General features: G+C 68.4%; 21 protein-coding genes and 1 pseudogene. 19 read left to right on the top strand and 3 right to left on the bottom strand.

Translation table 11 applies throughout. The annotated features are described in order from the left end of the window. The first annotated feature begins 11 nt into the window (after positions 1-11). The 5 genes and pseudogenes from ftsW to ftsZ all read left to right on the top strand — a co-directional run. Complete coding sequence (gene ftsW / locus ACFFGN_RS09590) at positions 12-1268, top strand: putative lipid II flippase FtsW (RefSeq protein WP_380045499.1); 1257 nt, start codon at positions 12-14, stop codon at positions 1266-1268. A 5-nt stretch (positions 1269-1273) separates the two neighbouring features. Continuing rightward, positions 1274-2365: an undecaprenyldiphospho-muramoylpentapeptide beta-N-acetylglucosaminyltransferase gene (gene murG, locus ACFFGN_RS09585; protein WP_380045496.1), complete on the top strand. Its 1092-nt coding sequence runs from the start codon at positions 1274-1276 to the stop codon at positions 2363-2365. Then, positions 2362-3795, top strand: coding sequence for a UDP-N-acetylmuramate--L-alanine ligase (gene murC / locus ACFFGN_RS09580; RefSeq protein WP_380045493.1), 1434 nt, complete (start codon positions 2362-2364; stop codon positions 3793-3795). Before murG ends, murC begins: the two co-directional genes overlap by 4 nt. Beyond that, complete coding sequence (locus ACFFGN_RS09575) at positions 3792-4532, top strand: cell division protein FtsQ/DivIB (protein WP_380045490.1); 741 nt, start codon at positions 3792-3794, stop codon at positions 4530-4532. The genes murC and ACFFGN_RS09575 overlap by 4 nt, the downstream gene beginning before the upstream one ends. Before the next feature lie 221 nt (positions 4533-4753). After that, positions 4754-6049: pseudogene (gene ftsZ / locus ACFFGN_RS09570) on the top strand (cell division protein FtsZ); the annotation flags it as partial. Between the two features lie 852 nt (positions 6050-6901). Here ftsZ and ACFFGN_RS09565 read toward each other — a convergent pair. Next, entirely contained in the window at positions 6902-7408 is a 507-nt protein-coding gene (locus ACFFGN_RS09565; RefSeq protein ID WP_380045485.1) for an ArsR/SmtB family transcription factor, read from the bottom strand. 56 nt (positions 7409-7464) lie between these two features. Here ACFFGN_RS09565 and ACFFGN_RS09560 point away from each other — a divergent pair, with 56 nt between their 5' ends. The 6 genes from ACFFGN_RS09560 (at position 7465) to ACFFGN_RS09535 (ending at position 11774) form a co-directional block, all read left to right on the top strand. Further along, positions 7465-8418 (top strand): S41 family peptidase, encoded by a 954-nt coding sequence (locus ACFFGN_RS09560; protein WP_380045482.1) that lies wholly within the window; start codon positions 7465-7467, stop codon positions 8416-8418. Positions 8419-8435: 17 nt separating this feature from the next. Then, positions 8436-9170, top strand: coding sequence for a peptidoglycan editing factor PgeF (gene pgeF, locus ACFFGN_RS09555; protein WP_380045479.1), 735 nt, complete (start codon positions 8436-8438; stop codon positions 9168-9170). Next, complete coding sequence (locus ACFFGN_RS09550; RefSeq protein ID WP_380045476.1) at positions 9167-9880, top strand: YggS family pyridoxal phosphate-dependent enzyme; 714 nt, start codon at positions 9167-9169, stop codon at positions 9878-9880. Before pgeF ends, ACFFGN_RS09550 begins: the two co-directional genes overlap by 4 nt. Positions 9881-9929: 49 nt before the next feature. Then, positions 9930-10457: a cell division protein SepF gene (locus ACFFGN_RS09545; protein WP_380045473.1), complete on the top strand. Its 528-nt coding sequence runs from the start codon at positions 9930-9932 to the stop codon at positions 10455-10457. Between the two features lie 36 nt (positions 10458-10493). After that, positions 10494-10799, top strand: a complete 306-nt coding sequence (locus tag ACFFGN_RS09540) for a YggT family protein (protein WP_380045469.1) — start codon at positions 10494-10496, stop codon at positions 10797-10799. A 207-nt stretch (positions 10800-11006) separates the two neighbouring features. Further along, positions 11007-11774: a DivIVA domain-containing protein gene (locus ACFFGN_RS09535; protein ID WP_380045467.1), complete on the top strand. Its 768-nt coding sequence runs from the start codon at positions 11007-11009 to the stop codon at positions 11772-11774. A gap of 83 nt (positions 11775-11857) precedes the next feature. On the opposite strand, the gene ACFFGN_RS09530 is transcribed toward ACFFGN_RS09535, so the two are convergent. Next, a complete protein-coding gene (locus ACFFGN_RS09530) occupies positions 11858-12388 on the bottom strand; it encodes a pyridoxamine 5'-phosphate oxidase family protein (RefSeq protein WP_380045464.1) in 531 nt (176 codons plus the stop codon). 45 nt (positions 12389-12433) lie between these two features. On the opposite strand from ACFFGN_RS09530, the gene ACFFGN_RS09525 reads away from it, so the two are divergent. Continuing rightward, entirely contained in the window at positions 12434-12913 is a 480-nt protein-coding gene (locus ACFFGN_RS09525; RefSeq protein ID WP_380045461.1) for a MarR family winged helix-turn-helix transcriptional regulator, read from the top strand. Between the two features lie 105 nt (positions 12914-13018). Here the strand turns inward: ACFFGN_RS09525 and ileS are convergent, their stop codons facing one another. Continuing rightward, positions 13019-16162 carry an isoleucine--tRNA ligase gene (ileS, locus tag ACFFGN_RS09520; protein ID WP_380045458.1) on the bottom strand — a complete coding sequence of 1048 codons (3144 nt, stop codon included), beginning with the start codon at positions 16160-16162 and terminating at the stop codon, positions 13019-13021. Between the two features lie 337 nt (positions 16163-16499). Between ileS and ACFFGN_RS09515 the strand changes: the two genes are divergently transcribed. The 7 genes from ACFFGN_RS09515 to ACFFGN_RS09485 all read left to right on the top strand — a co-directional run bounded on the left by ACFFGN_RS09515 (position 16500) and on the right by ACFFGN_RS09485 (position 22599). Then, a complete protein-coding gene (locus ACFFGN_RS09515) occupies positions 16500-17318 on the top strand; it encodes a class I SAM-dependent methyltransferase (RefSeq protein WP_380045456.1) in 819 nt (272 codons plus the stop codon). A 72-nt stretch (positions 17319-17390) separates the two neighbouring features. Continuing rightward, positions 17391-19232, top strand: a complete 1842-nt coding sequence (locus ACFFGN_RS09510; RefSeq protein ID WP_380045453.1) for an AfsR/SARP family transcriptional regulator — start codon at positions 17391-17393, stop codon at positions 19230-19232. Positions 19233-19242: 10 nt separating this feature from the next. Continuing rightward, a complete protein-coding gene (locus ACFFGN_RS09505; RefSeq protein WP_380045450.1) occupies positions 19243-19845 on the top strand; it encodes a carboxymuconolactone decarboxylase family protein in 603 nt (200 codons plus the stop codon). A gap of 22 nt (positions 19846-19867) precedes the next feature. After that, a complete protein-coding gene (locus ACFFGN_RS09500) occupies positions 19868-20134 on the top strand; it encodes a DUF167 domain-containing protein (RefSeq protein ID WP_380045448.1) in 267 nt (88 codons plus the stop codon). A 371-nt stretch (positions 20135-20505) separates the two neighbouring features. Further along, the gene (locus ACFFGN_RS09495) at positions 20506-20958 is read left to right on the top strand and encodes a TraR/DksA family transcriptional regulator (protein WP_380045445.1); all 453 of its coding nucleotides are present in this window, start codon (positions 20506-20508) and stop codon (positions 20956-20958) included. Next, positions 20931-21677, top strand: a complete 747-nt coding sequence (gene lspA, locus ACFFGN_RS09490) for a signal peptidase II (RefSeq protein WP_380045441.1) — start codon at positions 20931-20933, stop codon at positions 21675-21677. The genes ACFFGN_RS09495 and lspA overlap by 28 nt, the downstream gene beginning before the upstream one ends. Beyond that, positions 21670-22599 (top strand): RluA family pseudouridine synthase, encoded by a 930-nt coding sequence (locus ACFFGN_RS09485; protein WP_380045438.1) that lies wholly within the window; start codon positions 21670-21672, stop codon positions 22597-22599. Before lspA ends, ACFFGN_RS09485 begins: the two co-directional genes overlap by 8 nt. The last annotated feature ends 170 nt before the right edge of the window (positions 22600-22769 follow it).

The raw sequence follows: 22769 nt of genomic DNA, 5'->3' as shown, positions 1-22769 counted from the left end.
GAGGGGAGACCGTGACCACCGTCCCGGTCCCCGAACGCCGCTGGTCCGACACGATCCGCAACGTGCTCGACCGGCCCCTCACGTCGTACCACCTGGTGCTCGGTGCCGCCGGCCTGTTGCTGGCGCTCGGGCTGATGATGGTGCTGTCCGCGTCCAGCGTGCTGTCGCTGCGCGTGCACGGCAACAGCTACACGATCTTCAACCGGCAGCTGATCTGGGTCGGCGTGGGCCTGCCGATGGCCTACATCGCGTCCCGGATGACGCCAAGGCACTTCCGCATGCTCGCGTACATCGCGCTGCTCGGTTCCGTGTTGCTGCTGGTGCTGACGTATGTGCCGGGCCTGGGCAAGAACGTCGGCGGTAACCAGAACTGGCTGAACCTCGGTGGCCCGTTGCGGATCCAGCCGAGTGAGTTCGCGAAGCTCGCGCTGGTGATGTGGTGCGCCGACCTGTTCGCCCGCAAGCAGGCCCTGCTGACGCAGTGGAAGCACCTGCTGATCCCGATGGTGCCGGTTTGTTCCGTGGTGATCGCGCTGGTCATCGGCCAGCGCGACCTCGGTACCTCGCTGGTGCTGATGTCGGTGATGCTCGGGCTGATCTGGATCGTCGGCGCGCCCACCCGGTTGTTCGTGGCGATGATCGCCCTGGTCGGCACGATCGCGGGTTATCTCGCGGTCTCGGCCGAGCACCGGATGGAACGCCTCACCTCGTTCATGAATCCCTTCGCCGATATCAAGGGCGACGGTTACCAGGCGGCGCACTCGTTCTACGCGCTGTCCAGTGGTGGCTGGTGGGGCGTGGACATCGGCAGTAGTACGCAGAAGTGGGGCAACCTGCCGGAGGCCCATACCGACTTCATCTTCGCGGTGATCGGTGAGGAACTGGGGCTGATCGGTTCACTCACCGTGCTCACGTTGTTCCTCGCGCTGGCCTATGCCGGGATCCGGATCTCGATGCGCACCGATGACGCCTTCATCCGGTACGCGTCGGCCGGAATCACCATCTGGATCATGGCCCAGACCCTGGTCAATCTCGGTGCGGTGATCGGCTTGCTACCCATCGTGGGTATCCCGCTGCCGCTTTTGTCGTACGGTGGGTCCGCACTGCTGCCGACGCTGATGGCGATCGGCATGCTGCTGTCCTTCGCGAAGGCCGAGCCCGGCGCGCAGGCCGCCCTGCGGGAATCCCGCCGGGCCCTGCTGCCTGGGTGGCTGTCGTCGTGGCGCACACCTGGCCATACTGGCCGTGAGAACTCGCGGGAGCGTTGAGAGCTTTGCCCAGCATCGTTTTGGCCGGTGGCGGTACCGCCGGCCACACCTCACCCTTGATCGCCACCGCCGACGCGCTGCGCCGGATCGACCCGACGATCGACATCGTCGCGCTCGGTACCGAGCGTGGCCTGGAGACCCGGGTGGTGCCCGAGGCCGGTTACCGCCTCGAACTGATTCCGCCCGTCCCGCTGCCGCGTAAGCCGACGCCCGCCCTGCTCGCCGTACCGGGCAAGATGTGGTCGTCGGTCACCGCCGCGCGCAAGGTGCTCGACGAGGCCAAGGCCGACGCCCTGGTCGGCTTCGGTGGTTACGTCTCCACCCCGGCCTACATCGCGGCCTGGCGGCGCAAGACCCCGATCATCGTGCACGAGGGCAACGCCGTGCCGGGTATCGCGAACAAGTTCGCTGCCCGCTACTGCACGGAGAACGTGGCCGTTTCGTTCCCGGGCACGGACCTGCCGCACGCGCAGTACGTCGGCCTGCCGATCCGTACGGCGATCTCCTCGCTGGATCGGGCGGCCAAGCGCGCCGAGGCCCGCGAGTCCTTCGGTCTCGACCCGGACGCGCCGACCCTGTTCGTAACGGGTGGTTCGCAGGGCGCCCAGCGGCTCAACGAGGCCTTCGCGGGCGCGGTTGAGGATCTGCGTGCCGCCGGGATCCAGGTCCTGCACGCGATCGGCCCGAAGAACTCGCTCGAGGTGGCCCCCGGCCGCATGCCGTACGTCGTACTCCAGTACGTCGACCGGATGGACCTGGCGTATGCCGCCGCTGACGCGGTGGTCTGCCGCGCGGGCGCCAACACGGTCACCGAGGTGTCGGGTGTGGGTCTGCCGGCCATCTACGTACCGCTGCCGCACGGCAACGGAGAGCAGGAACTGAACGCGAAGGCCGTCGTGGACGCCGGTGGCGGTCTGCTGGTCGACAACGCGGCCGTCACGCCGGACTGGGTCCGTGCGACCGTTGTCGCCATGATGCTCGACCGGGCCCGGCTGGACGTGATGTCCGCCGCGGCGAGTGGCCTGATCCGCAAGGACGCCGACGACCGGCTCGCCCGGATGATCCTCGACGTGATCGGAACCGGGGCTTCGTCGTGATCGTGACCGCCCCTTCGGCGACCCTGCCCGCGGAGAAGCTGGGCCGAGTGCACTTCGTCGGTATCGGTGGTGCCGGCATGTCCGGTATCGCCCGCATCATGGCTGCCCGTGGCATCACCGTGTCGGGCAGTGACGCCAAGGACTCGAAGGTGCTCGGCGCCCTCCGCGCGCTCGGTGCCACCTGCACCGTCGGGCACGCCGCCGAGAACGTGGCCGAGGTCGACACCGTGGTGGTCTCGACGGCCATTCGCGAGACCAACCCCGAGGTCGTCGCCGCCCGCGAGGCCGGGATTCCGATCCTGCCCCGGGCCGCCGCGCTGGCCTCGGTGATGGTCGGCCGCCGCACGATCGCGGTGGCCGGCACGCACGGCAAGACCACCACCACGTCGATGCTGACGGTGGCCCTGCAGCACTGCGCGGCCGACCCGTCGTACGCGATCGGTGGCAACCTGAACGAGTCCGGCTCCAACGCCCACGACGGTAACGGCGATCTGTTCGTGGCCGAGGCCGACGAATCGGACCGCTCGTTCCTGACGTACAGCCCCGAGGTCGCGATCGTCACCTCGGTCGAGCCGGATCACCTGGACAACTACGGCGACGAGGCCAGCTACTACCAGGCCTTCGACGAGTTCTGCGACCGGATCCTGCCGGGCGGGTTCATGGTGATGTGCGCCGACGACGCGGGCGCCCGCGCCCTGACGGAGAAGGCCCGCGCCCGCGGTATCGACGTACGGACGTATGGCGAGGCCCACGACGCCGACATCCACGTCACCGCGATCAAGGCCGTCGGCGCGACCCAGTCGTTCGTCCCGGTCGTGCGTGGTCGTCGCTACCCGGCGGTGCAGTTGCGCCAGGCCGGCAAGCACAACGCGCTGAACGCCGCAGCCGCGTTCACCGTCGGCCTCGGTCTCGGCTTCTCCGCGGCCGATCTGAGCGAGGGCCTCGCGTCCTTCACCGGAACGGGCCGCCGGTTCGAGTTCAAGGGCATCGAGGACGGCGTCCGGGTCTTCGACTCGTACGCGCATCACCCGACCGAGCTCACGGTGGACCTGATCGCGGCCCGCCAGGTGGCGGGGGAGGGGCGGGTCATCGCCTGCTTCCAGCCGCACCTGTTCAGCCGGACCCGGATCTTCGCCGCGGAGTTCTCCGAGGCGCTCGCGCTGGCCGACGAGGTCGTGGTGATGGACGTGTTCGCGGCCCGGGAGGACCCGGAGCCCGGTGTCACCGGTGCCCTGATCGCGAATCACGTACCGCTCAAGCCCGAGCAGGTCCGGTTCGAGCCGTCGTGGTCCGCCGTACCGCAGGTGGTCGCGGATCTGGCCCGGCCGGGTGACCTGGTGGTCACGCTCGGCGCCGGTGACGTGACCCTGATCGGGCCCGAGGTGGTCGGCCTGCTGGCCGAACGGGCCGGGGCGTCCGGACCGGAATGAGCGACAGCGCGGATCTGGCGCGGGCGCAGGAGCAGTTCGCGCGCCGGCAACGGCTCGTGCGCTGGCGCGGCCGGTTGCCGTGGGTGCTGGGTGGTCTCGCCCTCGTCATCGGCGGTATCACCGTCTGGTTGTTCTACTTCTCCTCGGTTTTTGCGGTCGCGGGTGTCAAGGTCGACGGCCTGACCACGCTGACCGAGGACGTCGTCACGAACATCGCGGAAGTGCCGACCGGCGAACCGCTGGCGCGCGTCGATCTCGACCTGATCGCGGGCCGGGTCCGTACGATCCCTTCGGTGGCTGACGTTCTGGTGGCCCGGGCCTGGCCGGACGACGTGGTGATCCACGTGACCGAGCGTGAGCCTGTGGTCGTGGTGACCGACGGTGCCCGTTTCGAGCTCGTCGATGCCACCGGCAAGGCCTATCGCACCGTCGACGCCCGGCCCTCGGGTCTGCCGCAGGCGGTCGTTTCCGGCGTACGGCGGCCGGTGACGGTTCGTTCGATCGTGACGGTTTCGGCCGCTTTGCCGGACGCGTTGCGAGCCCGGGTGATCTCGATCTCGGCGGCCTCGCCGGACTCGATCACGCTCAATCTGGCCGCCGGCGTGAAGGTGGTCTGGGGCAGCGCCGATGACAGCGCGCGCAAGGCCGAGGTACTCAACGTGCTGATGCGCCGGGATGCGAAGGTGTACGACGTGTCCGCGCCGGATCTCCCTGTCACCAAAGGGGAAAAGAAGTAATCGTCACATCCCGGCGCCGTGCGGCGGGGCGCGTGGACATTGCCGGATTCGGTCCCGTACCGTGCGGCGTAATCTAAAGTTGACATAACTCTAACCATCAAGTTGAGGTCGAGACTGCAGGCCGTCTCACTTCAAAGGCACCTGATGGTGTTCGGGAGCAGGCGCAGCTCGGACGGCCATCCGGCCATAACGGGAACAGAACAAGGCGAGAGGCGCGGGACGTGGCGGCACCGCAGAACTACCTGGCACTCATCAAGGTCGTCGGCATCGGCGGAGGCGGCGTCAATGCCGTGAACCGGATGATCGAGCACGGTCTGAAGGGCGTTGAGTTCATCGCCATCAATACCGACGCTCAGGCGCTTTTGATGAGCGATGCCGACGTGAAGCTCGACATCGGCCGGGAGGAGACCCGCGGCCTTGGCGCCGGGGCGAACCCGGCCATCGGCCAGAAGGCAGCCGAGGACCACGCGGAGGAGATCGAGGAGGCGCTCAAGGGCGCCGACATGGTCTTCGTCACCGCGGGTGAAGGCGGCGGTACCGGCACCGGTGGCGCGCCGGTGGTGGCCCGGATCGCAAGGTCCCTGGGCGCTTTGACCATAGGTGTCGTCACGCGGCCGTTCTCCTTCGAAGGAAAGCGGCGCGCGACCCAGGCAGAGGACGGCATCGCCACCCTCCGCGAAGAAGTCGACACCCTGATAGTGATTCCGAATGACCGCCTGCTGACCATCAGCGACCGGGCCGTCTCCGTGCTGGACGCCTTCAAGCAGGCCGATCAGGTGCTGCTGCAGGGTGTTTCCGGTATCACCGACCTGATCACCACCCCTGGCCTGATCAACGTCGACTTCGCGGACGTCAAGGCCGTGATGTCGAACGCCGGTTCCGCGCTGATGGGCATCGGCTCGTCGCGTGGTGAGGACCGGGCCGTCGCGGCAGCGGAAGCGGCCATCTCGAGTCCGTTGCTCGAGGCAAGCATCGAGGGCGCGCACGGCGTACTGCTGTCGATCGCGGGCGGTTCCGACCTGGGCCTGTTCGAGATCAACGAGGCGGCCCAGCTGGTCTCGGAGTCGGCGCACACCGACGCCAACATCATCTTCGGCGCGGTCATCGACGACGCGCTCGGCGACGAGGTGCGGGTCACGGTGATCGCGGCCGGCTTCGACGGTGGCATGCCGAAGCGTCGCGAGCAGGCGATGAACAGCGCCCGCCCGCAGGCGTCCTCGCGGCCCACCCCGCCGCCGCCCGCCGGTACGGCGGCACCCGCGCCGATCACCCCGGCGGCGACCACACCTCCGGCCCAGGCCTCCACTCCGGCCCCGGCTCCGGCTTCCGCTTCCGCGCAGCAGTCGACGCCGCCCGCCGGTGCGGGCTGGCCGTCGACGTTCGCTGGCAATGGCCAGCCGTCGTCGAACGGCGCGGCCCCCTCCTCGACGCCGGCCTCGACGCCGCCGGCGGTCGGTTCGGTCTACGGCGGTCCGGTGCCTCCCGCGCCGGTCGCGGAGGACACCGTGCCGGTCCCGACGGCCGGTACGACGCACTCGGCCCGGCCGCAGACCGGTGACCCGGTCCGTACGCCGCCGCCCAGCCAGCCCACGCACCACTCGGCGCCGCAGACGACCCAGCAGTCGCCGCAGCCCACCTCGCAGCCGGCCCCGTCCAACCCGCAGTCGACCCCGCCGCCGTACCAGCCGCCGGCCCCGTCGTCCCAGCCCCTGCGGCAAGGCCCGACCCGCAAGCCCCCGGTCGAAGAAGACGAACTAGACATCCCCGACTTCCTGAAATAACCCGCACTTTTCACGGCAGGCTTTGCATTCATCGGTCCGAATCTGCCCTCTCCCACCGCCGACCTGCCCAGGTCAGCGCACAGGAGGGCAGATTCGGACCGATGAATGCTTTCACGGGAAGGCGTCCGCCCGTCCGGGCCTCCACTCGCGAGTCATGCACTCCTCTGGCGTGCGGCCCGTTCCGGCCTGGGATTGGGGTCAGTGGCCGTGGACCCGGTATCGCTGTGGTTCGTTCTAGGTCCGGCCGCGAGTGGTCGCGTCTGCACGCGTGAGGGCTGGCGGGTTCTGGTGCCGCTACCCGGTTGTAGCCGGGTAGTCGGTACAAAACCCGGCAGCGGGCTTGCGGAAAGCCGGTAGCGGAGCTGAAACCGGGTAGCCGCGCTGAAGCCTGGTAGCCGCGCTGAAGCCTGGTGGCCGGGCTGAGTCGTACGCCTCGCCCATCCATTTCGGACTAGCGGGTCACGGCTTTCCATGAGCGGCCGCCTCTTGACCCCGCGAGTGGTCGCGTGTGCACGCGACCACTCGCGGGAGTCGGCACCGGGGCGCAGGCGGACCTTGGGCGTGCGGCGGGGAGTGGGGCGGATGTGGTTAGAGCTGGTTGGGGCGGTAGAGGGTGGCTAGGAGGCCGTAGCGGGATTCGCCGGGGCCGGCGTCGGGGAGTTCGTCGATGATCGACTGGAGCCGGTCGGCCAGGGCTTCGGCCTGTACGGCGGTCAGGCGGACGTTCCGCAGCGACAGGAGCAACGTTTCCGGCGCGTGATCCAGCTCCGCCGCGACTGCCTGCAGGATGGCGCCGGCCGCGGCCTTTTCGCCCTCAGGGCTGAAGTGCAGCTTGCGCGCGGTCCGTTGGTAGTACTGCTCGGTCCCACCCCGGACCTGGCGGGTCTCGACCACCCGGACCATGCCGGCCTCGCGCAGTACGCCGAGGTGGTGGGCCACGTTGCCCTTGCGGGTGTTGAGCGCGACGGCCAGCTGGCTGATCGTGGCCGGCTCCTGCCCGAGCGCGAAGAGCAGCCGATGCCGCAGTGGATGCCCCAGCGCCTTGAACTGCTCCGCGGCGTCGATCCTCAGTTCCGCGTCCATCGCGTCGCTCATGGCTCAAGCGTCAAATGTTCTTGACGCTTTGTCAAACCGCGGTGTCTGATGTCCGCATGACCGCTCAAATCATTGAAAAACTCGCCACTCTCGTGAGCGAGTACTACGTCTTCCCCGAGGTCGGCGCCGCCGTGGCCGACCGCCTTCGCGAAAACCTCAAGACCGGCCGGTACGACGACCTCGGCGATCCGGAGGCCTTCGGCGCTCTGGTCACGGCCGACCTCCAGCTCGGCAACAACGACAAGCACCTGCGGCTGAAGTACCACGTCGACGAGGTGGTGGACGAAACCGACGAGGGCGCGGAGTACGCGTTCTACCTCGAGCAGTCCCGGCTGAACGCGGGTGGCATGGCCCGGGTCGAGCGGCTGCCCGGCAACATCGGCGTACTGGAGATCCGTCCACTGTTGTACGGCCCGGAGACGGCGGGTGATGCCCTGGCCGCGGCGATGACGTTGCTTGCGGCAACCAACGGCCTGCTGCTCGATCTGCGTGGCTGCCGGGGTGGTTCGCCGCACATGGTTGCCCTGGTGTGCAGTTACCTGCTCGACGCCGAACCGGTGCACCTGAACGACCTGCACGCTCCGGCCGACGGCACGATCAACCAGTACTGGTCCGTGCCGCACCTCGCCGGACCGCGGTACGGCTCGGAGCGCCCGCTGTGGATCCTCACCAGTGGTACGACGTTCTCGGGTGGCGAGGAGCTGTCGTACGACCTGCAGCAGCTCAAACGGGCCACGCTGGTCGGCGAACGTACGGGTGGCGGCGCGCATCCCCGCGAGGGCTTCAAGCTTCACCCGCACTTGGAGGCCACGATCCCGATCCAGCGTACGGTGAACCCCATCTCCGGCACGAACTGGGAGGGCGTCGGCGTCCAGCCCGAGTACGACGTACCGGCGGAGCAGGCGTTCGACGTCGCGTACGCGCAGGCTCTCGATCAGGTGCTGGCCGATCCCGGTACGTCGCGCGCGGTGCGGGACGAGGCCCGGACGCGGCGACGCGAGTTGGCCTGAACCGTTAGGGTTTGTGGGTGTTCGGCTATGACGAAGTGATCGAGGATGTGCGGTTCGCTTTCACCGATCGGTACGGCGGGGTGAGCCAGCCGCCGTATGCCGAGCTCAATCTCGGCAGTGCCAGTGGTGACGACGTTCAGGCCGTCGCGGAGAACGTGCGCCGCGTCGCGCACGCGTTCGGCGTCGGGCATGGCGCGTTGATCCGGGTCAGCCAGGTGCACGGCGCGGACGTGCATCACGTCGACGCCGAGGCGGACCTGACGTTCGGCTCACCGATGGCGACGGCGGACGCGATGGTGACCACCCGGACGGACGTCGCGTTGTGTATTCGCGTGGCCGACTGTGTACCGATCCTGCTGGCCGATCCGGTCAACCGGGTTGCCGCCGCCGTACATGCGGGTCGTCCGGGCATGTTCGCGGGCGTCGTACCGGCCGCGGTGGACGCGATGCGCGAGCTGGGTGCCCAGGACATTCTCGCGATCGTCGGACCGCACGTGTGCGGCCGTTGCTACGAGGTGCCGGTCGAACTGCGCGACGAGGTGGCGGCCAAGGTGCCCGCGGCGTACGCCGAGACGAGCTGGGGCACACCCGCGCTGGACGTTGGTGCCGGGGTGACGGGCCAGCTGGCCGATGCGGGCTGCCGGATCATCGACGCGGCGCGTTGCACGATCGAGTCCGACGACCTGTTCTCGTATCGCCGGGAGGGCAAAGCCAGTGGCCGCCTGGCCGGCGTGGTGAGATTGCTGCCGTGACCCGTTTGGATGAACTGACCACCAACCTCAAGCGGGCCCGGCAGTCGATCGCCCAAGCCTGTACGGCGGCCGGGCGGTCTCCGGCCGAGGTGACGCTGGTGGCGATCACGAAGACCTTTCCCCTCGACGATGTCCGGGCCCTCGCGGGTCTCGGCGTCACCGATGTCGGGGAGAATCGCGAGCAGGAGCTGAAGGCCAAGGCGCCCGAGGCGGCCGATCTGGATGTGACTTGGCACTTCGTCGGGCAACTCCAGTCGAAGAAGGCCCGTTCGGTCGTGAAGTACGCCGACGTCGTGCACTCGGTGGATCGGGCCTCGCTCGTCACCGCGTTGTCCAGGGCCGCGACGGATCTCGGCCGGCCGGTTCGCTGCCTGATCCAGGTCAGCCTCGCCGAATACGGACCAGGCCCGGTGGCCGGAACCGGCCGCGGCGGCGTGGAGCCTCACGACGTACCGGCGCTGGCTGAGGCGGTTGCAGAAGCCGAGGGGTTGGTGCTGGGTGGTGTGATGGCCGTCGCGCCATTGGGCGGAGATGCCGGGAAAGCCTTTGACGGACTCGCTTCCGTAGCAGCGCGGCTACGCTCCGAACACCCCGGTGCCGACTGGATCTCGGCCGGTATGAGCGGTGATCTCGAAGCCGCTATCACACGTGGGGCGACACACGTTCGGCTCGGGCGCGCATTACTCGGAACGCGTCCTGTGCTGGGTTAGTGTCGACATCGAAGTAACGTCGGAAGATCGACCGAAAGGCTGGAGGGCCATGAGCGGCGCGCTGCGCAAGATGGGTGTGTACCTCGGCTTGGTCGAGGACAGTGACCGTTACGGCTCTCGTTACGACGACGACTACGACGGTTACGACGACGAAGAAGAGTTCGCCGACGACGAAGAGGACGTGCAGTCCGAGCCTGACGAGGCCGAGCCCGTGGCTCAGCGCACGAACGAGCCGAATGGAAAGGTCAGCAAGTTGTCAGATCGGCGCGGTGTCTCAGCTGCCCCGGAGGTTACCGAGTTGGCCCGCATCACCACCCTGCACCCGCGTACCTACAACGACGCGCGTGTGATCGGGGAACACTTCCGGGACGGTACGCCCGTCATCATGAATCTGACCGAGATGGACGACGCCGACGCCAAGCGCCTGGTGGACTTCGCCGCGGGTCTGATCTTCGGCTGCCGGGGCGCCATCGACCGGGTCACCTCGCGGGTGTTCCTGCTCTCACCGCCGAACGTCACGGTCACCGCGGAGGACAAGGAACGGATCGCCCAGGGTGGATTCTTCAACCAGAGCTGACCGGTTGCCACGTCAGTCTTCTACACTCGGTCTGACATGAACGTTCTGGAGCTTGTCCTCGTCGTCCTGTACTACGCGCTGCTGGCCTTTTTCTTCGTGCTGGTGGCGCGATTCGTACTGAGCCTGATCGTGATGTTCGCGCCGCAGTGGCACCCGAAGGGGCCGCTGCTGCTGCTTGTCGAGGTGGTTTACTCGATCACTGATCCGTTCCTGCGGCCACTGCGCCGCATCCTGCCGCCGATCGGCGCGGGCGGGGTCCGGATCGATCTGTCGATGCTGATGTTGTTCGTTCTGGTCTCCTTGGCCATGTCGATCAGCACGACCGCGATCGCCGCGATCTGAGCCGGGAATCGACCCGATGACGGCGAGAAACAGCAGGGATGAACAGGGGAGAGCTGGGTAAGAGCAGACCGGATCGAGACCGGATTGGGCCCGTTATCGCCCGCCCGGATTCCGCCAGAACACAACGAAGCGATAACGTGATCTACTGAGGTCGCCGAGGTCCTGCTCCATGGGGGCCCGCCAAGACACAGACAAACGAGGTGAAAGATGCCGCTGACGCCGGATGACGTCCGTTCGAAGCAGTTCACTCCCGTCCGCTTACGGGAGGGCTACGACGTCACTGAGGTCGACTCCTTCCTCGACGAGGTGGAGGCAGAGCTCGAGCGCCTCCTCGCGGAGAACGAGGAGCTGCGGGCCAAGCTCGCGGCAGCACAGCGTGCCGGTGGTGGAGACCGCCAGCCGGACGCCACCGCCAGCCTGGCTGCCGTGGCGCCGAAGCCTGCTCCCGTGGTCGAGAAGCCCGAAGAGAAGGCACCGACACCGCCGCCCGTCGTCGCTCCGGCCGTAGCCGCTGCGGGGGCTGCTGCGGCGGCAGGAACCGTCGGGGACGCCTCCAGCTCGGCCGTGCGCCTGCTGGAGATGGCCACCAAGCACTCCGACGACCTGGTCCAGGAGGCGAAGGACACCGCCGACAAGATCATCGGTGAGGCCCGTGCCAAGGCCGAGCGCCTGGAGAACGAGGCCCGGGGCAAGGCCGACCGGATGACCGGCGAGGCCCGTGCCCGCGCCGAGAAGCTGGATGGCGAGATCAGCGAGCGCCGCGCGCAGATGCTGGGCACCCTGGAGAAGCAGAAGGGCCAGCTGGAGCGCACGATCGACGACCTGCACGCCTACGAGCGCGAGTACCGCAGCCGGTTGAAGACCTACTTCACCGAGCAGCTCAAGGCGCTCGGCAACGGCGACGACACGCTCAGCCCGCGCAACGGCTTCCGCCCGGAAGCCACCCGTGCGCAGGCTCACGGTCACGGCGTCTGATCTGAGTTAGACGAAATGCCGGCTTCGGTCGGCAGGGGCGGTGCCTTCCGGCGGCACCGCCTCTTCGTCATGTCTTCTTACGTTCACCCCACGCCTCTGCCGGCCGCTCTGGCTGCCGCCTTCGGCCCTGCTTTGGCGGATCGCCGCCAGCTGGTCGGCGGTCGCTGCCCGGTCAGGGTCTCGATGCCGGTGATCCTGAGCCGGTACGGCGCCAGCCGCAGCAGGCCGACCTCATCACTGTCCGGGCCGGCCGGAAAGACGCTCCAGAAGTCGTAGCCGAGTGGAGCCGGCGCATCGCGGTACGCCGCCCAGATCCGAGCGCGGCTTGGTCCATCCGCCACCCACATGGCATCGCAGTCGGCGATCGCGACATCCTGCGCCGGATCCCAGTAGGAGCAGGTGGCGAACGGCGTCCGCGCGAGATGTGCCACCTTCACCGGCGTAGGCCTCGTCACAATCCAGCCGGCCAGCCCGGCCGTCTCGTCGTACTCCCAGAGCGGATGCAACACCCGCGCCCGCGGCCGTCCCTTCGTGTCCGTGGTCGCCACCGTGCACCAGACGATGCGATGGGCGACGGCGATGAACTCTTCGGCGATCTCCTTATCCACAACCATGGTTGTACTTTAGCTGATGTACAACCTTGGTTGTAGAGTTCGGTCATGGCTGACTTCGATCCGGCTGCGGCCGATCTGTCGCTGGTGTCGTTGTTCGCCGGTTGGGGACTGGCCGACGAGGTCCAGCGGCGGCTGGATGCCGAGGGGTTCGCGGACAGCCGCTTCGCCGACGGGGTGGTCTTCCAGCACCTGGTGGACGGACCGCTGGCAATCGGCGTACTGGCCGAACGGCTCGGTGTCAGCCAGCAAGCCGCGTCGAAGTCGGTCGCTGACCTGCAACGGCGGGGCTATCTCGCCCGGGAGGCGGATCCGGCCGACGCCCGGGCCCGCCTGGTCGCACTCACTGACCGCGGTCACGCGATCATTGCGGCCGCCCGCGAGCACCGCGCCGCCATCGACGCCGAACTGGTTGTTGCCCTAGGCGCCGACCGCGTCGCCAGCACCCGAGCCGCCCTGGCCGACATCGTCAACCACCTCGGCGCCACTCCCGCCCTCCGCACCCGCCGCGCGCGCCCGCCACGCTAGCTCCCTTTGCCGTTCATCGGCCCGAATCCGCGCTCCCATCGCCACTGACGGCAACGGCCGGGGGCTCTCCGGGTGGGAGAGGCCTCCGGCCGTTGTGGGTGGGCGTTAGATCTTGCGGAGCCAGTAGGTGAGGGCCAGGTCTTCGTCGGTGCCGGTGACGAGGCCTTCGGTAGTGGCGGCGTTGTGGTGCAAGGCGACCGCCAGGATCTCGCGGCCTACCTCGTCGCCGTGCTGGGCCAGCGCGTCGGCCAGTTCGCCCGTCGCGGACAGCCAGACCTCGATCCGGTCGGAGACCTCGAGGCCGGCGTTCTTCCGGGCTTCCTGGAGCGTACGGACGACCTCGCGGGCGAGACCGGCCTGCCGCAGCGCGGGCGTGACCTCCAGGTCGAGGGCCACGGTCTCACCCTGCTCGTTGACCACCGACCAGCCCTCGCGCGGGCGCTCCGACAGCAGCACCTCGTCGCCGCTGACCTCGACCGCCTCGCCATCGACGGTGACCGAGGCCTTACCGGTCGCCTTCAGCGCGGCGGCCAGTTCGGCGGCGTCGGTCTCGGCGATGGCCTTCGCGACCACCGGGGTCTGCTTGGCGAACCGCTTGCCGAGTTCCCGGAAGTTGCCCTTCGCGCTGAACTCGACCAGGTCCGCCCCGGCCGAGGACAGCGGCTCGACCGAACCGACGTTCAGCTCGTCCGCGATCTCGGTCAGCAGCTCCTGCTCCAGATCCGCGATCGCGGCCGATCCGACCAGGGCCCGGCTCAACGGCTGCCGGGTCCGGACCTTCGCCTCGGCCCGGGCCGACCGCCCGAGCTCGACGACACGACGGGCCATCGACATGTGGGTGGCCAGGGTGTCGTCGATCAGCCCCGCGTCGTACGTCGGGAAGCTGCTCAGGTGCACCGACTCGGGCAGGCCGACGCCGACCGGGCGGAACACGTCCTGCCAGACCCGCTCGGTCACGAACGGTGTCAGCGGCGCCATCAGCCGGGTCAGCACCTCCAGCGTCTCGTGCAGGGTGGCCAGCGCGCCGGCGTCACCCGCCCAGAACCGGCGGCGCGAACGCCGTACGTACCAGTTCGAGAGCACGTCGACGAACTGGCCGATCAGCTGGCCGAGCTTCGCCGTGTCGTAGTCGTCGTACGCCGCCTCGGTGTCGCGGACCAGGCGGTTCGTCTCGCTGACGAGCCACCGGTCCAGCACCGAGCGATCCGCGACCGCGGGGGCCTCGGCCGACGGGTCGAACCCGGCCAGCCGCGCGTACAACGCGTGGAAGGCAACGGTGTTCCAGTACGTCAGCAGGACCTTGCGCACGATCTCGTTCAGCACGTTCGGCCCGACGCCGCGCGGCTTCCACGGCGAACCGGAGCAGGCCATGAACCAGCGCACCGCGTCCGCGCTGTGGTCGTTCATCAGCGGGATCGGCTCAAGGATGTTGCCCAGGTGCTTGGACATCTTCCGGCCGTCCTCGGCCATGATGTGCCCGAGGCAGACCACGTTGCGGTACGACGACTCGTCGAACACCAGCGTGCCGATGGCCATCAGCGTGTAGAACCAGCCCCGGGTCTGATCGATCGCCTCGGCGATGAAGTCGGCCGGATAGGCCTGCTCGAACTTCTCCTTCGAGCCCTCCACCCACGGGTAACCCCACTGCGCGAACGGCATCGAGCCCGAGTCGTACCAGGCGTCGATCACCTCGGCCACCCGGCTCGAGGTCTCGCCACAGGTCGGGCAGTCGAAGGTGATGTCATCGACGAACGGCCGGTGCGGATCGGTGCTGCTGAGGTCCCGGCCCGCGAGCTCGCCGAGTTCCTTGAGTGAGCCGACGCAGACCTGGTGGTCCTCGGCGCAACGCCAGATCGGCAGCGGCGTTCCCCAGTAGCGGGATCGCGACAGCGCCCAGTCGATGTTGTTCTTCAGCCAGTCGCCGTACCGGCCCCACTGGATCGATTCCGGGTACCAGTTGGTCTTCTCGTTCTCCCGGAGCAGCGCGTCCTTCACCTGGGTGGTGCGGATGTACCACGAGGGGAGCGCGTAGTACATCACCGGCGTGTGGCAGCGCCAGCAGTGCGGATAGGGGTGTTCGTACGGCACGTGGCGGAACAGCACGCCCCGGGCCTGCAAGTCCTTCACCAGGTCCGTGTCGGCCTTCTTGAAGAACTGCCCGCCCACCAGCGCCAGGTCCGCGTCGAACGTGCCGTCGGCCCCGACCGGCTTCACGACCGGCAGTCCATACGCACGGCAGACCAGGAGGTCGTCCGCACCGAAGGCGGGAGCCTGGTGGACCAGACCCGAGCCGTCCTCGGTGGTGACGTAGTCGGCCAGTACGACGAAGTGGGCCGGCTCCGGGAACTCGACCAGCTCGAACGGACGCTGGTAGTTCCACCGCTCCATGTCCTTGCCGGCGAAGGTCTCGGTGACCTCCCAGCCCTCGCCCAACGTACCCAGCAGGGGCTCCGCGACCACGAGGGCCTCGTTGCCGTCGGTGGCGACGACGTAGGTGACGTCGGGGTGGACCGCGACGGCCGTGTTCGAGACCAGCGTCCACGGGGTCGTGGTCCAGATCAGCATCGAGGCCTTGCCCGCGAGCGGGCCCGACGTGAGCGGGAAGCGCACGTAGACCGAGGGGTCGACGACCGTCTCGTAGCCCTGCGCCAGTTCGTGATCGGACAGGCCGGTGCCACAGCGCGGGCAGTACGGCGTGATCCGGTAGTCCTCGACCAGCAGGCCCTTTTCGTGGATCTGCTTGAGCGACCACCACACGGACTCGACGTACTGCGGGTCCATCGTGCGGTAGGGCTCGTCCATGTCCACCCAGTAGCCCATCCGGGTGGTGAGCTCGGCGAACGCGCCGACGTGCCGCAGTACCGACTCGCGGCACTTCGCGTTGAACTCCGCGATGCCGTAGGCCTCGATGTCGTTCTTGCCGTTGAAGCCGAGTTCCTTCTCGACGGCCACCTCGACCGGCAGGCCGTGGCAGTCCCAGCCGGCCTTGCGCTCGACCGAGTAGCCCTTCATCGTCCGGTAGCGCGGGAACACGTCCTTGAACACGCGCGCTTCGATGTGGTGCGTGCCGGGCATGCCGTTGGCGGTCGGCGGGCCTTCGTAGAACGTCCACGGGGTACCACCCGCCGTCTGCTCGAGACTGCGCGCGAACGTGTTGTTCTCATCCCAGTGGGCCAGGATCTCCCGTTCCATCCCGGGGAGGTCGACCTGCGCCGGGACCTGCTTCCAGGGAGTGGTTGGATCCGCCATCGTGCACTTCCTCCGTCAGTACAGCCCGAACCTGACGAAGGGACGAGACCGGCGCTGTCGCCTGGGCCCCGCGGTACCACCCTTCTTGGCGACGGATTCCCGTCGCCCTCTCGATAACGCACCACTGCTGGTTCTACTGAGCCGGACGGCCGTTCTTCCAGCGACTCCGGGGTGATGGCCCCATCAATGCCTTGTGATCACGCCCTCGCAGTGTACGACCGTGGCCCATCCGAAGACGAATCCATAAACCCGTCACACGGTGGCTCACACGGAGGTGGGGGACGTTGGGCGTAGGCCGCGGGGGTGCGGTCGAGGGGAATCGAGGGAGATGGTGGAAATGCAGACGGAAACTCCTGACTACAAGGCGGTCAAGGACAAGCAGCGGGCCGGCTGGGAGACGGGTGACTACCCGCGCGTCGGCAATACGTTGCAGATCATCGCGGAGCGACTGACCGAGGCGGCGCAGGTGCACGCCGGCGACAAGGTGCTCGACGTCGCGTGCGGTCAGGGCAATGCCGCGATGTCGGCGGCCCGGCGGTTCGCCACCGCCACGGGGGTGGACTACGCCGCCAACCTGCTGGTGCAGGGACAGGTCCGGGCCGAGGCGGAGCAGCTGCCGGTGAACTTCGTGGAAGGCGACGCGGAGGACCTGCCCTGCGAGGACAGCGAGTTCGACGTCAGCCTGAGCACGGTGGGCGTGATGTTCGCGCCGGACCAGTTCCGGGCCGCGGCTGAGCTTGTCCGGGTGACCCGTCAGGGCGGCCGGATCGCGCTCGCGAGCTGGACGCCGGAAAGCCTGGTCGGCGGCATGTTCAAGGTCATCGGCAAGTACGCGCCGCCACCGCCCGCGGGCGTGGTCTCGCCAATGCTGTGGGGAACCGAGGACCGGCTGGCCGAGCTTTTCGGTGACAAGGTCGAGTGGATCGCGCTGAACCGGCGTACGTTCGACTTCTGCTACCACTCGGCCGATCACTTCTCGGAGTGGTTCCGGCAGTACTACGGCCCGATCACCCGGCTGGCGGGCACGCTCGACGAGACTGCGCGGGCCCGGTTCGCCGCCGATCTCGCGGAGGTGGCGGGCCGCTATAACCAGGCCGACGACGGCACGCTGCTGGCGCCGGGCGAGTACCTGGAGGCCGTGGGTATCCGCCGCTGAGGCTGAGCCGTGTTTCAAGGGCTGACGTGGCGGGGGATCGGCGCCACAATGAGGCCGGGGGGAGTGCTCAACATGGTGACGATTCGTCTACTCGGGCCGCCGGCGATCGAGCGGGACGGTCAGGTGCTGCGGCCGCCGCGGGGGCGGAAGGCCTGGGCGTTGCTGGCCTACCTGCTGCTGGCGGATCGATCGCCGAGCCGCCGGCACCTGGCCGAGCTGCTGTTCGCGGACGCGGAGGACCCGCTCGGCGCCTTGCGCTGGACGCTTGCCGAGTTGCGGCGAGCGCTCGGCGCACCAGGGGTGCTCGGCGGGGATCCCGTCAGTACGGACTTCGGGCCCGACCTGATCGTCGACGTGGTGCTGGCGATGCAGGAAGGCGCCGACCTGCTTGCGGCGCGAGGCGAACTCCTGGAAGGCCTAGAGCTGCCGTCGAGCCTGGAGTTCGAATCCTGGCTACTGGTCGAACGGCATCGGGTCTCGTCGCGAATCGAGGCCCGGCTCCATCAGAAGGCTGTGGCGCTTCTGGCTGCTGGGCGCGCCGGTGAGGCCGTCACGTATGCGAGTCGCGCGGTCGCGTACAACCCCTTGGAGGAAGGGCACCACGAGTTACTCGTTCGAAGCCTGGCTTTGACCGGCGACCGGCCTGCCGCGCTCAAGCAGGTCGCGGTCTGCCAGGACCTCCTCCGCGTGGAGGTTGGTATCGAAGCCTCCCTGGCTCTAACGGAGGCGGCTAGCGCGTTGGCTGTGCGGACGCCCACTGGCGTCTCAACCGGCTCAGACCGCTCGGGGACTTCCAAGCTGCATATGCCGGGTCCATTGGCCAGTGGGCGTGGATCGGCCGTGGGCCAGTTGGAGGCAGGGCGGGCGGCTATAGCGGCCGGTGCCGCCGACGCCGGGGTCGAGTGCCTCCGCCGAGCTGTGTCCGAGGCGGCCCGTTGCCAGGACGTTGCCCTGCAAGCGAGGGCTTTGGCGGCTCTAGGCGGTGCACTGGTTCATTCCGTCCGCGGCCGCGATGAGGAAGGCGCACTCGTACTGCACGAGGCGATCGACCTAGCGACGTCCGCCGGGGATGACGGCGTACTCGTCACGGCGTACCGCTTGCTCGGTTTTGTCGAGGTCCAGGCCGGGCGTCGTCGTACGGCCGACAGCTGGTTGGCGAAGGCCCAAGCCGTCGCACGGACTGACGCCGAGCTGGCCGCCGTACAGGGTGTGCGCGGGATGAACGCCTCGGACCGGGCCGACTACCCGGCGGCGTTCCGGCATCTCGAGGACTCGGTAGACCGGGCAGCCGCGGCGGGGGACTCGCGCCAGCAATCCTGGTCGTTGTCGATTCTCGGCCGGGCCCACCTGCTCCGGGGCGAACGCAGCCAGGCCGCCGTCGCGCTCGACCGCTCGATCGAGTTGGCGCACGAGCAACGCTGGATCGCGTTCCTGCCCTGGCCGCAGACGCTCCGCGCCGAGATCGACCTGTACGACGGACGGCTGGACGCGGCGGCCGACCAGCTCGAACAAGCCTGGGTGATGGCCTGCCAGCTCGGTGATCCGTGCTGGGAAGGCATGGTCGCGCGGGCGCTCGGCCTGTTCAGCACGTTACGGGCGGATCACCCGGCCGCGGTCGAGTGGTTCGCCGAGGCCGCCACCCGGTCGAACCGCGGGCCCGATCGCTACCAGTGGATCCACGCGCACGTCCTGGACACGATGATCGCGACCGCGCTGGATCGCGGCGAACCCGATCGGGCCGCGCCGCTCGTCACCCGGCTCGGCGCGCTCGCCGCCCGTTGCGACATGCGCGAGCTGGTTGTCCGGGCTCACCTGCACCGCCACCGCCTGGGCGATCAGCCGGCGCTCAGGGCCGCCCGCCTGCTGGCGGTGGACATCGACAATCCCGTCATCACCCAGCTGTTGGAGAGGTAATCGGCGAGCTATGACCACCTCATTCCTGCCCGAGCCCGATGGCGAACCGACGCCCGAAGCCCGTCAGTTGTACGACGACGACCTGGCCGGGCTCGGTTACGTCATGAACGCCTCCCGGCTCTGGGCTCACCAGGCGGCTGCGCACGACGCGCTGTTCGGCCTGCTCGGTCAATGCGCGGAGGCGGCCAACCTCGACGATCGGCGCCGCGGCATTCTCATCACCGCGACGGCCTCGACCCTGGGTGACTCGTACTGCTCTCTCGCCTGGGGTACGAAACTGGCTGATCCGAGCCTCGCCGCGAGTCTCCTGCAAGCATCCGATGACCGGGTGGAAGGTCTCGATGACGCGGAGCGGGCGATGGCGGCGTGGGCCCGGAAAGTGGTTCGCGATCCGAATGGCACCCGCCAATCCGACGTACAGGAGTTGAAGGCGGCCGGATTCACCGACGCGGAGATTGTGGCGATCACTTTGTTCGTGGCATTGCGGATGGCGTTTTCCACCGTGAACGATGCCCTCGGCGCGAGGCCGGACGCGGCGTACCGGGCGACCGCACCGGCAGAAGTGCTCGCGGCGGTGAATTACGGCCGCCCCATCGCGCCCGGCCCGACCTGAATCGGTTTGAGAGACTTCGCGGGTGCGGATTCTGGTGCGGGTCAAGCCGGGCGCCTCGCGGACAGCGGTCGGCGGCCGGTACGACGGACCGGGTGGTGCCGCGCTGGTCGTCGCCGTACCGGCCCGGGCGGTCGAGGGCCAGGCGACCAAGGCCGTACTGTCGGCGGTGGCCGATGCGTTCGGCGTACGGCGCTCGGCGGTGACTTTGGTTTATGGCGCGACCAGCCGGGACAAACTGCTGGAGGTCGACGGGGCGTCAGCGGACCGTCTCGCTGTGTTGCTCGGATAGCACAACTGAAACGTTTGTGTCACGCTCCGAAGTTACAACTCGTCTCATATGACGCAAACAACATCGAGAGCGCTTGAAGAAGCGACTACCGTATGTCCACGGTCTGCGCGTCGGGCTGGCACGTGGGCCGTACGTGCCCTACTGTCTTGCGACCAGTCCGCATCAGTCCCCGACGATTGCAGGGGGTAGTCGCCATGGCTACATCGGCTCCGAAGAAGTCCGCCCCCACAAGCACGCCCGCGGTCAAGAAGAAGGCCGCGGCATCCGCTGAGTCCGGCGCTGCCAAGAATGCGCCGGCCACGACCCCTGCTAAGGCCACGACAACTGCCAAGAAGGCATCTGCCCAGGCAACATCGACGAAGAGGGTGGCAGTGAAGACGAGCGAGAACAAGACAGCGGCCCCGGCGTCCGGCAAAGCTGCCAAGGGAGCGGACATCCTCACCGTTGGCGCGGGCGATGCCCCGTGGACGGCGGCTGAGATCGCGGAGATCCGCGGCGAGCTGGAATCCGACGCCGAGCACCTGCGCGAAGAGATGAACACCGCCGAGCAAGAGATCGCGGGCCTGTTCCGCGACGGCGGCGACGGTGCCGGTAACGACCCGGCCGACGTCGGCTCCAACACGCTGGAGCGCGACAACGAGATGTATCTGGCCAACAACGCGCGCAACATGCTGGAGCAGATCGAGCACGCCCTGTCCAAGCTGAACGACGGGACGTACGGGGTCTGTGAGAGCTGCAGCAAGCCGATCGGCAAGGGTCGGTTGCAGGCGTTCCCGCGTGCGACACTGTGCGTGTCATGCAAAGAACGCGAAGAACGCCGCTGAGTCAGACACCAGTTGCCAGTTCCGGCGACACCCCGGATCGCGATCCGGGCGCACAGCCGGAGAATGCCGAACCGGCCGACACCTCGTCGGCCGGTTCCGCGTCGTTGACCGAGCCGTCGTCGACCGAGCCTCCGTTGACCGAGGCGTCGGCAGGCGAGTCCTCGGCAGAGTCCGGGCCAGGGCAGGACGAGCCGGCCGGTTCGGTGCCGGGGCAGCGGTCCTCCCTCCGCCTGCCGCTGCTGTTCGGCCTGCTGGGGCTGCTCGTCATCGGCCTGGACCAGCTCACCAAGGTGCTCGCCCTGCGGAACCTGGAACCGGGGGAGCCGGTCGACCTGGTCGGCTCGCTGCTGCGGCTGAACCTGATCCGCAATCCCGGTGCCGCCTTCAGCCTGGGCAGCGACTACACGCCGGTGATCGCGGTGATCCAGATCTCCGTCGCGATCGCGGTGGTGTACCTGGCCCGCCGGCTCGGCTCGACCGGCTGGACGCTGGCCTTCGGCTTTCTGTTCGGTGGTGCCGTCGGCAACATCATCGATCGCATCTTCCGCGAACCGTCGCCGTTCCACGGGCACGTGGTCGACTTCCTGCAACTGCCGCACTGGGCGATCTTCAACGTGGCCGACATGGCCGTCACCACCGCCGCGATCCTGATGGTGGTCCAGACCCTGCGCGGTATCCGACTCGACGGCACCCGCGAGGTGAAGGCGACCCATGAGTGACTCCCGCACCGTGATCGTGCCGGACGGCCTCGCCGGCGAACGCCTCGACGCCGCGCTGTCCCGTTTGTTCGGTTTCTCCCGGACCAAGGCTGTCGAGATGATCGAGGCCGGTCTGGTCCAGGTCGACGGCTCCGGCGCGATGAAGTCCGCTCGCGTGGTCGCGGGCTCGATGCTGGACGTCGAGATCCCCCCGCCGCCGGGCGAGATCACCGTCGTACCGGAAATGGTCGAGGGCCTGCGCATCGTGCACGACGACGACGAGATCGTGGTCGTCGACAAGCCCGTCGGCGTCGCGGCCCACCCGTCACCGGGCTGGACCGGCCCGACCGTCATCGGCCACCTCGCGGGCGCCGGTTTCGCCATCTCGACCAGCGGTGCCGCCGAGCGCAAGGGCATCGTGCACCGCCTCGATGTCGGCACCTCCGGACTGATGGTGGTGGCCAAGACCGAGCACAGCTACACCGCGCTCAAGCGTGCCTTCAAGGAGCGCACGGTCACCAAGATCTACCACGCGCTGGTGCAGGGCCATCCCGATCCGTTCACCGGCACCATCGACGCGCCGATCGACCGGCATCCCAACCACGACTACAAGTTCGCCGTGGTCGCCGGTGGTAAGCCCAGCGTCACCCACTACGAGACGCTCGAGGCCTTCCGCTTCGCGACGCTGCTGGAGATCACGCTCGAGACCGGCCGGACCCACCAGATCCGGGTCCACATGGCGGCCATCGGTCATCCCTGCTGCGGTGACGCCCAGTACGGCGCCGACCCGGTGCTCGGCGAGCGTCTCCAGCTGAAGCGCCAGTGGCTGCACGCGATGCGCCTCGGCTTCGCGCACCCGGGCTCGGGGGAGTACGTCGAATACACCTCGACCTATCCCGAAGACCTCGACCAGGCTCTCGCGGCCCTCGCCGACGCGCACTGACCCAGCGACGAAGGCAGCGCCATGGATGAACACGGCGCGAGCCCGGGTGGCGCGGCTACCGGGTTGTGGTGCGGCTACCGGGTTGTGGTGTGCCCGCTACCGAGTTTTGGCGCGGCTACCCGGTTGCAGAGCCTGTTGCGTTTTGGGTGTGGCGCGGGTTGCTGGGTGGG

This window comes from Kribbella deserti, from assembly GCF_042434725.1.
Taxonomy (GTDB): Bacteria; Actinomycetota; Actinomycetes; order Propionibacteriales; family Kribbellaceae; genus Kribbella; species Kribbella deserti.
This window is presented reverse-complemented; position numbering and strand designations above follow the sequence as displayed.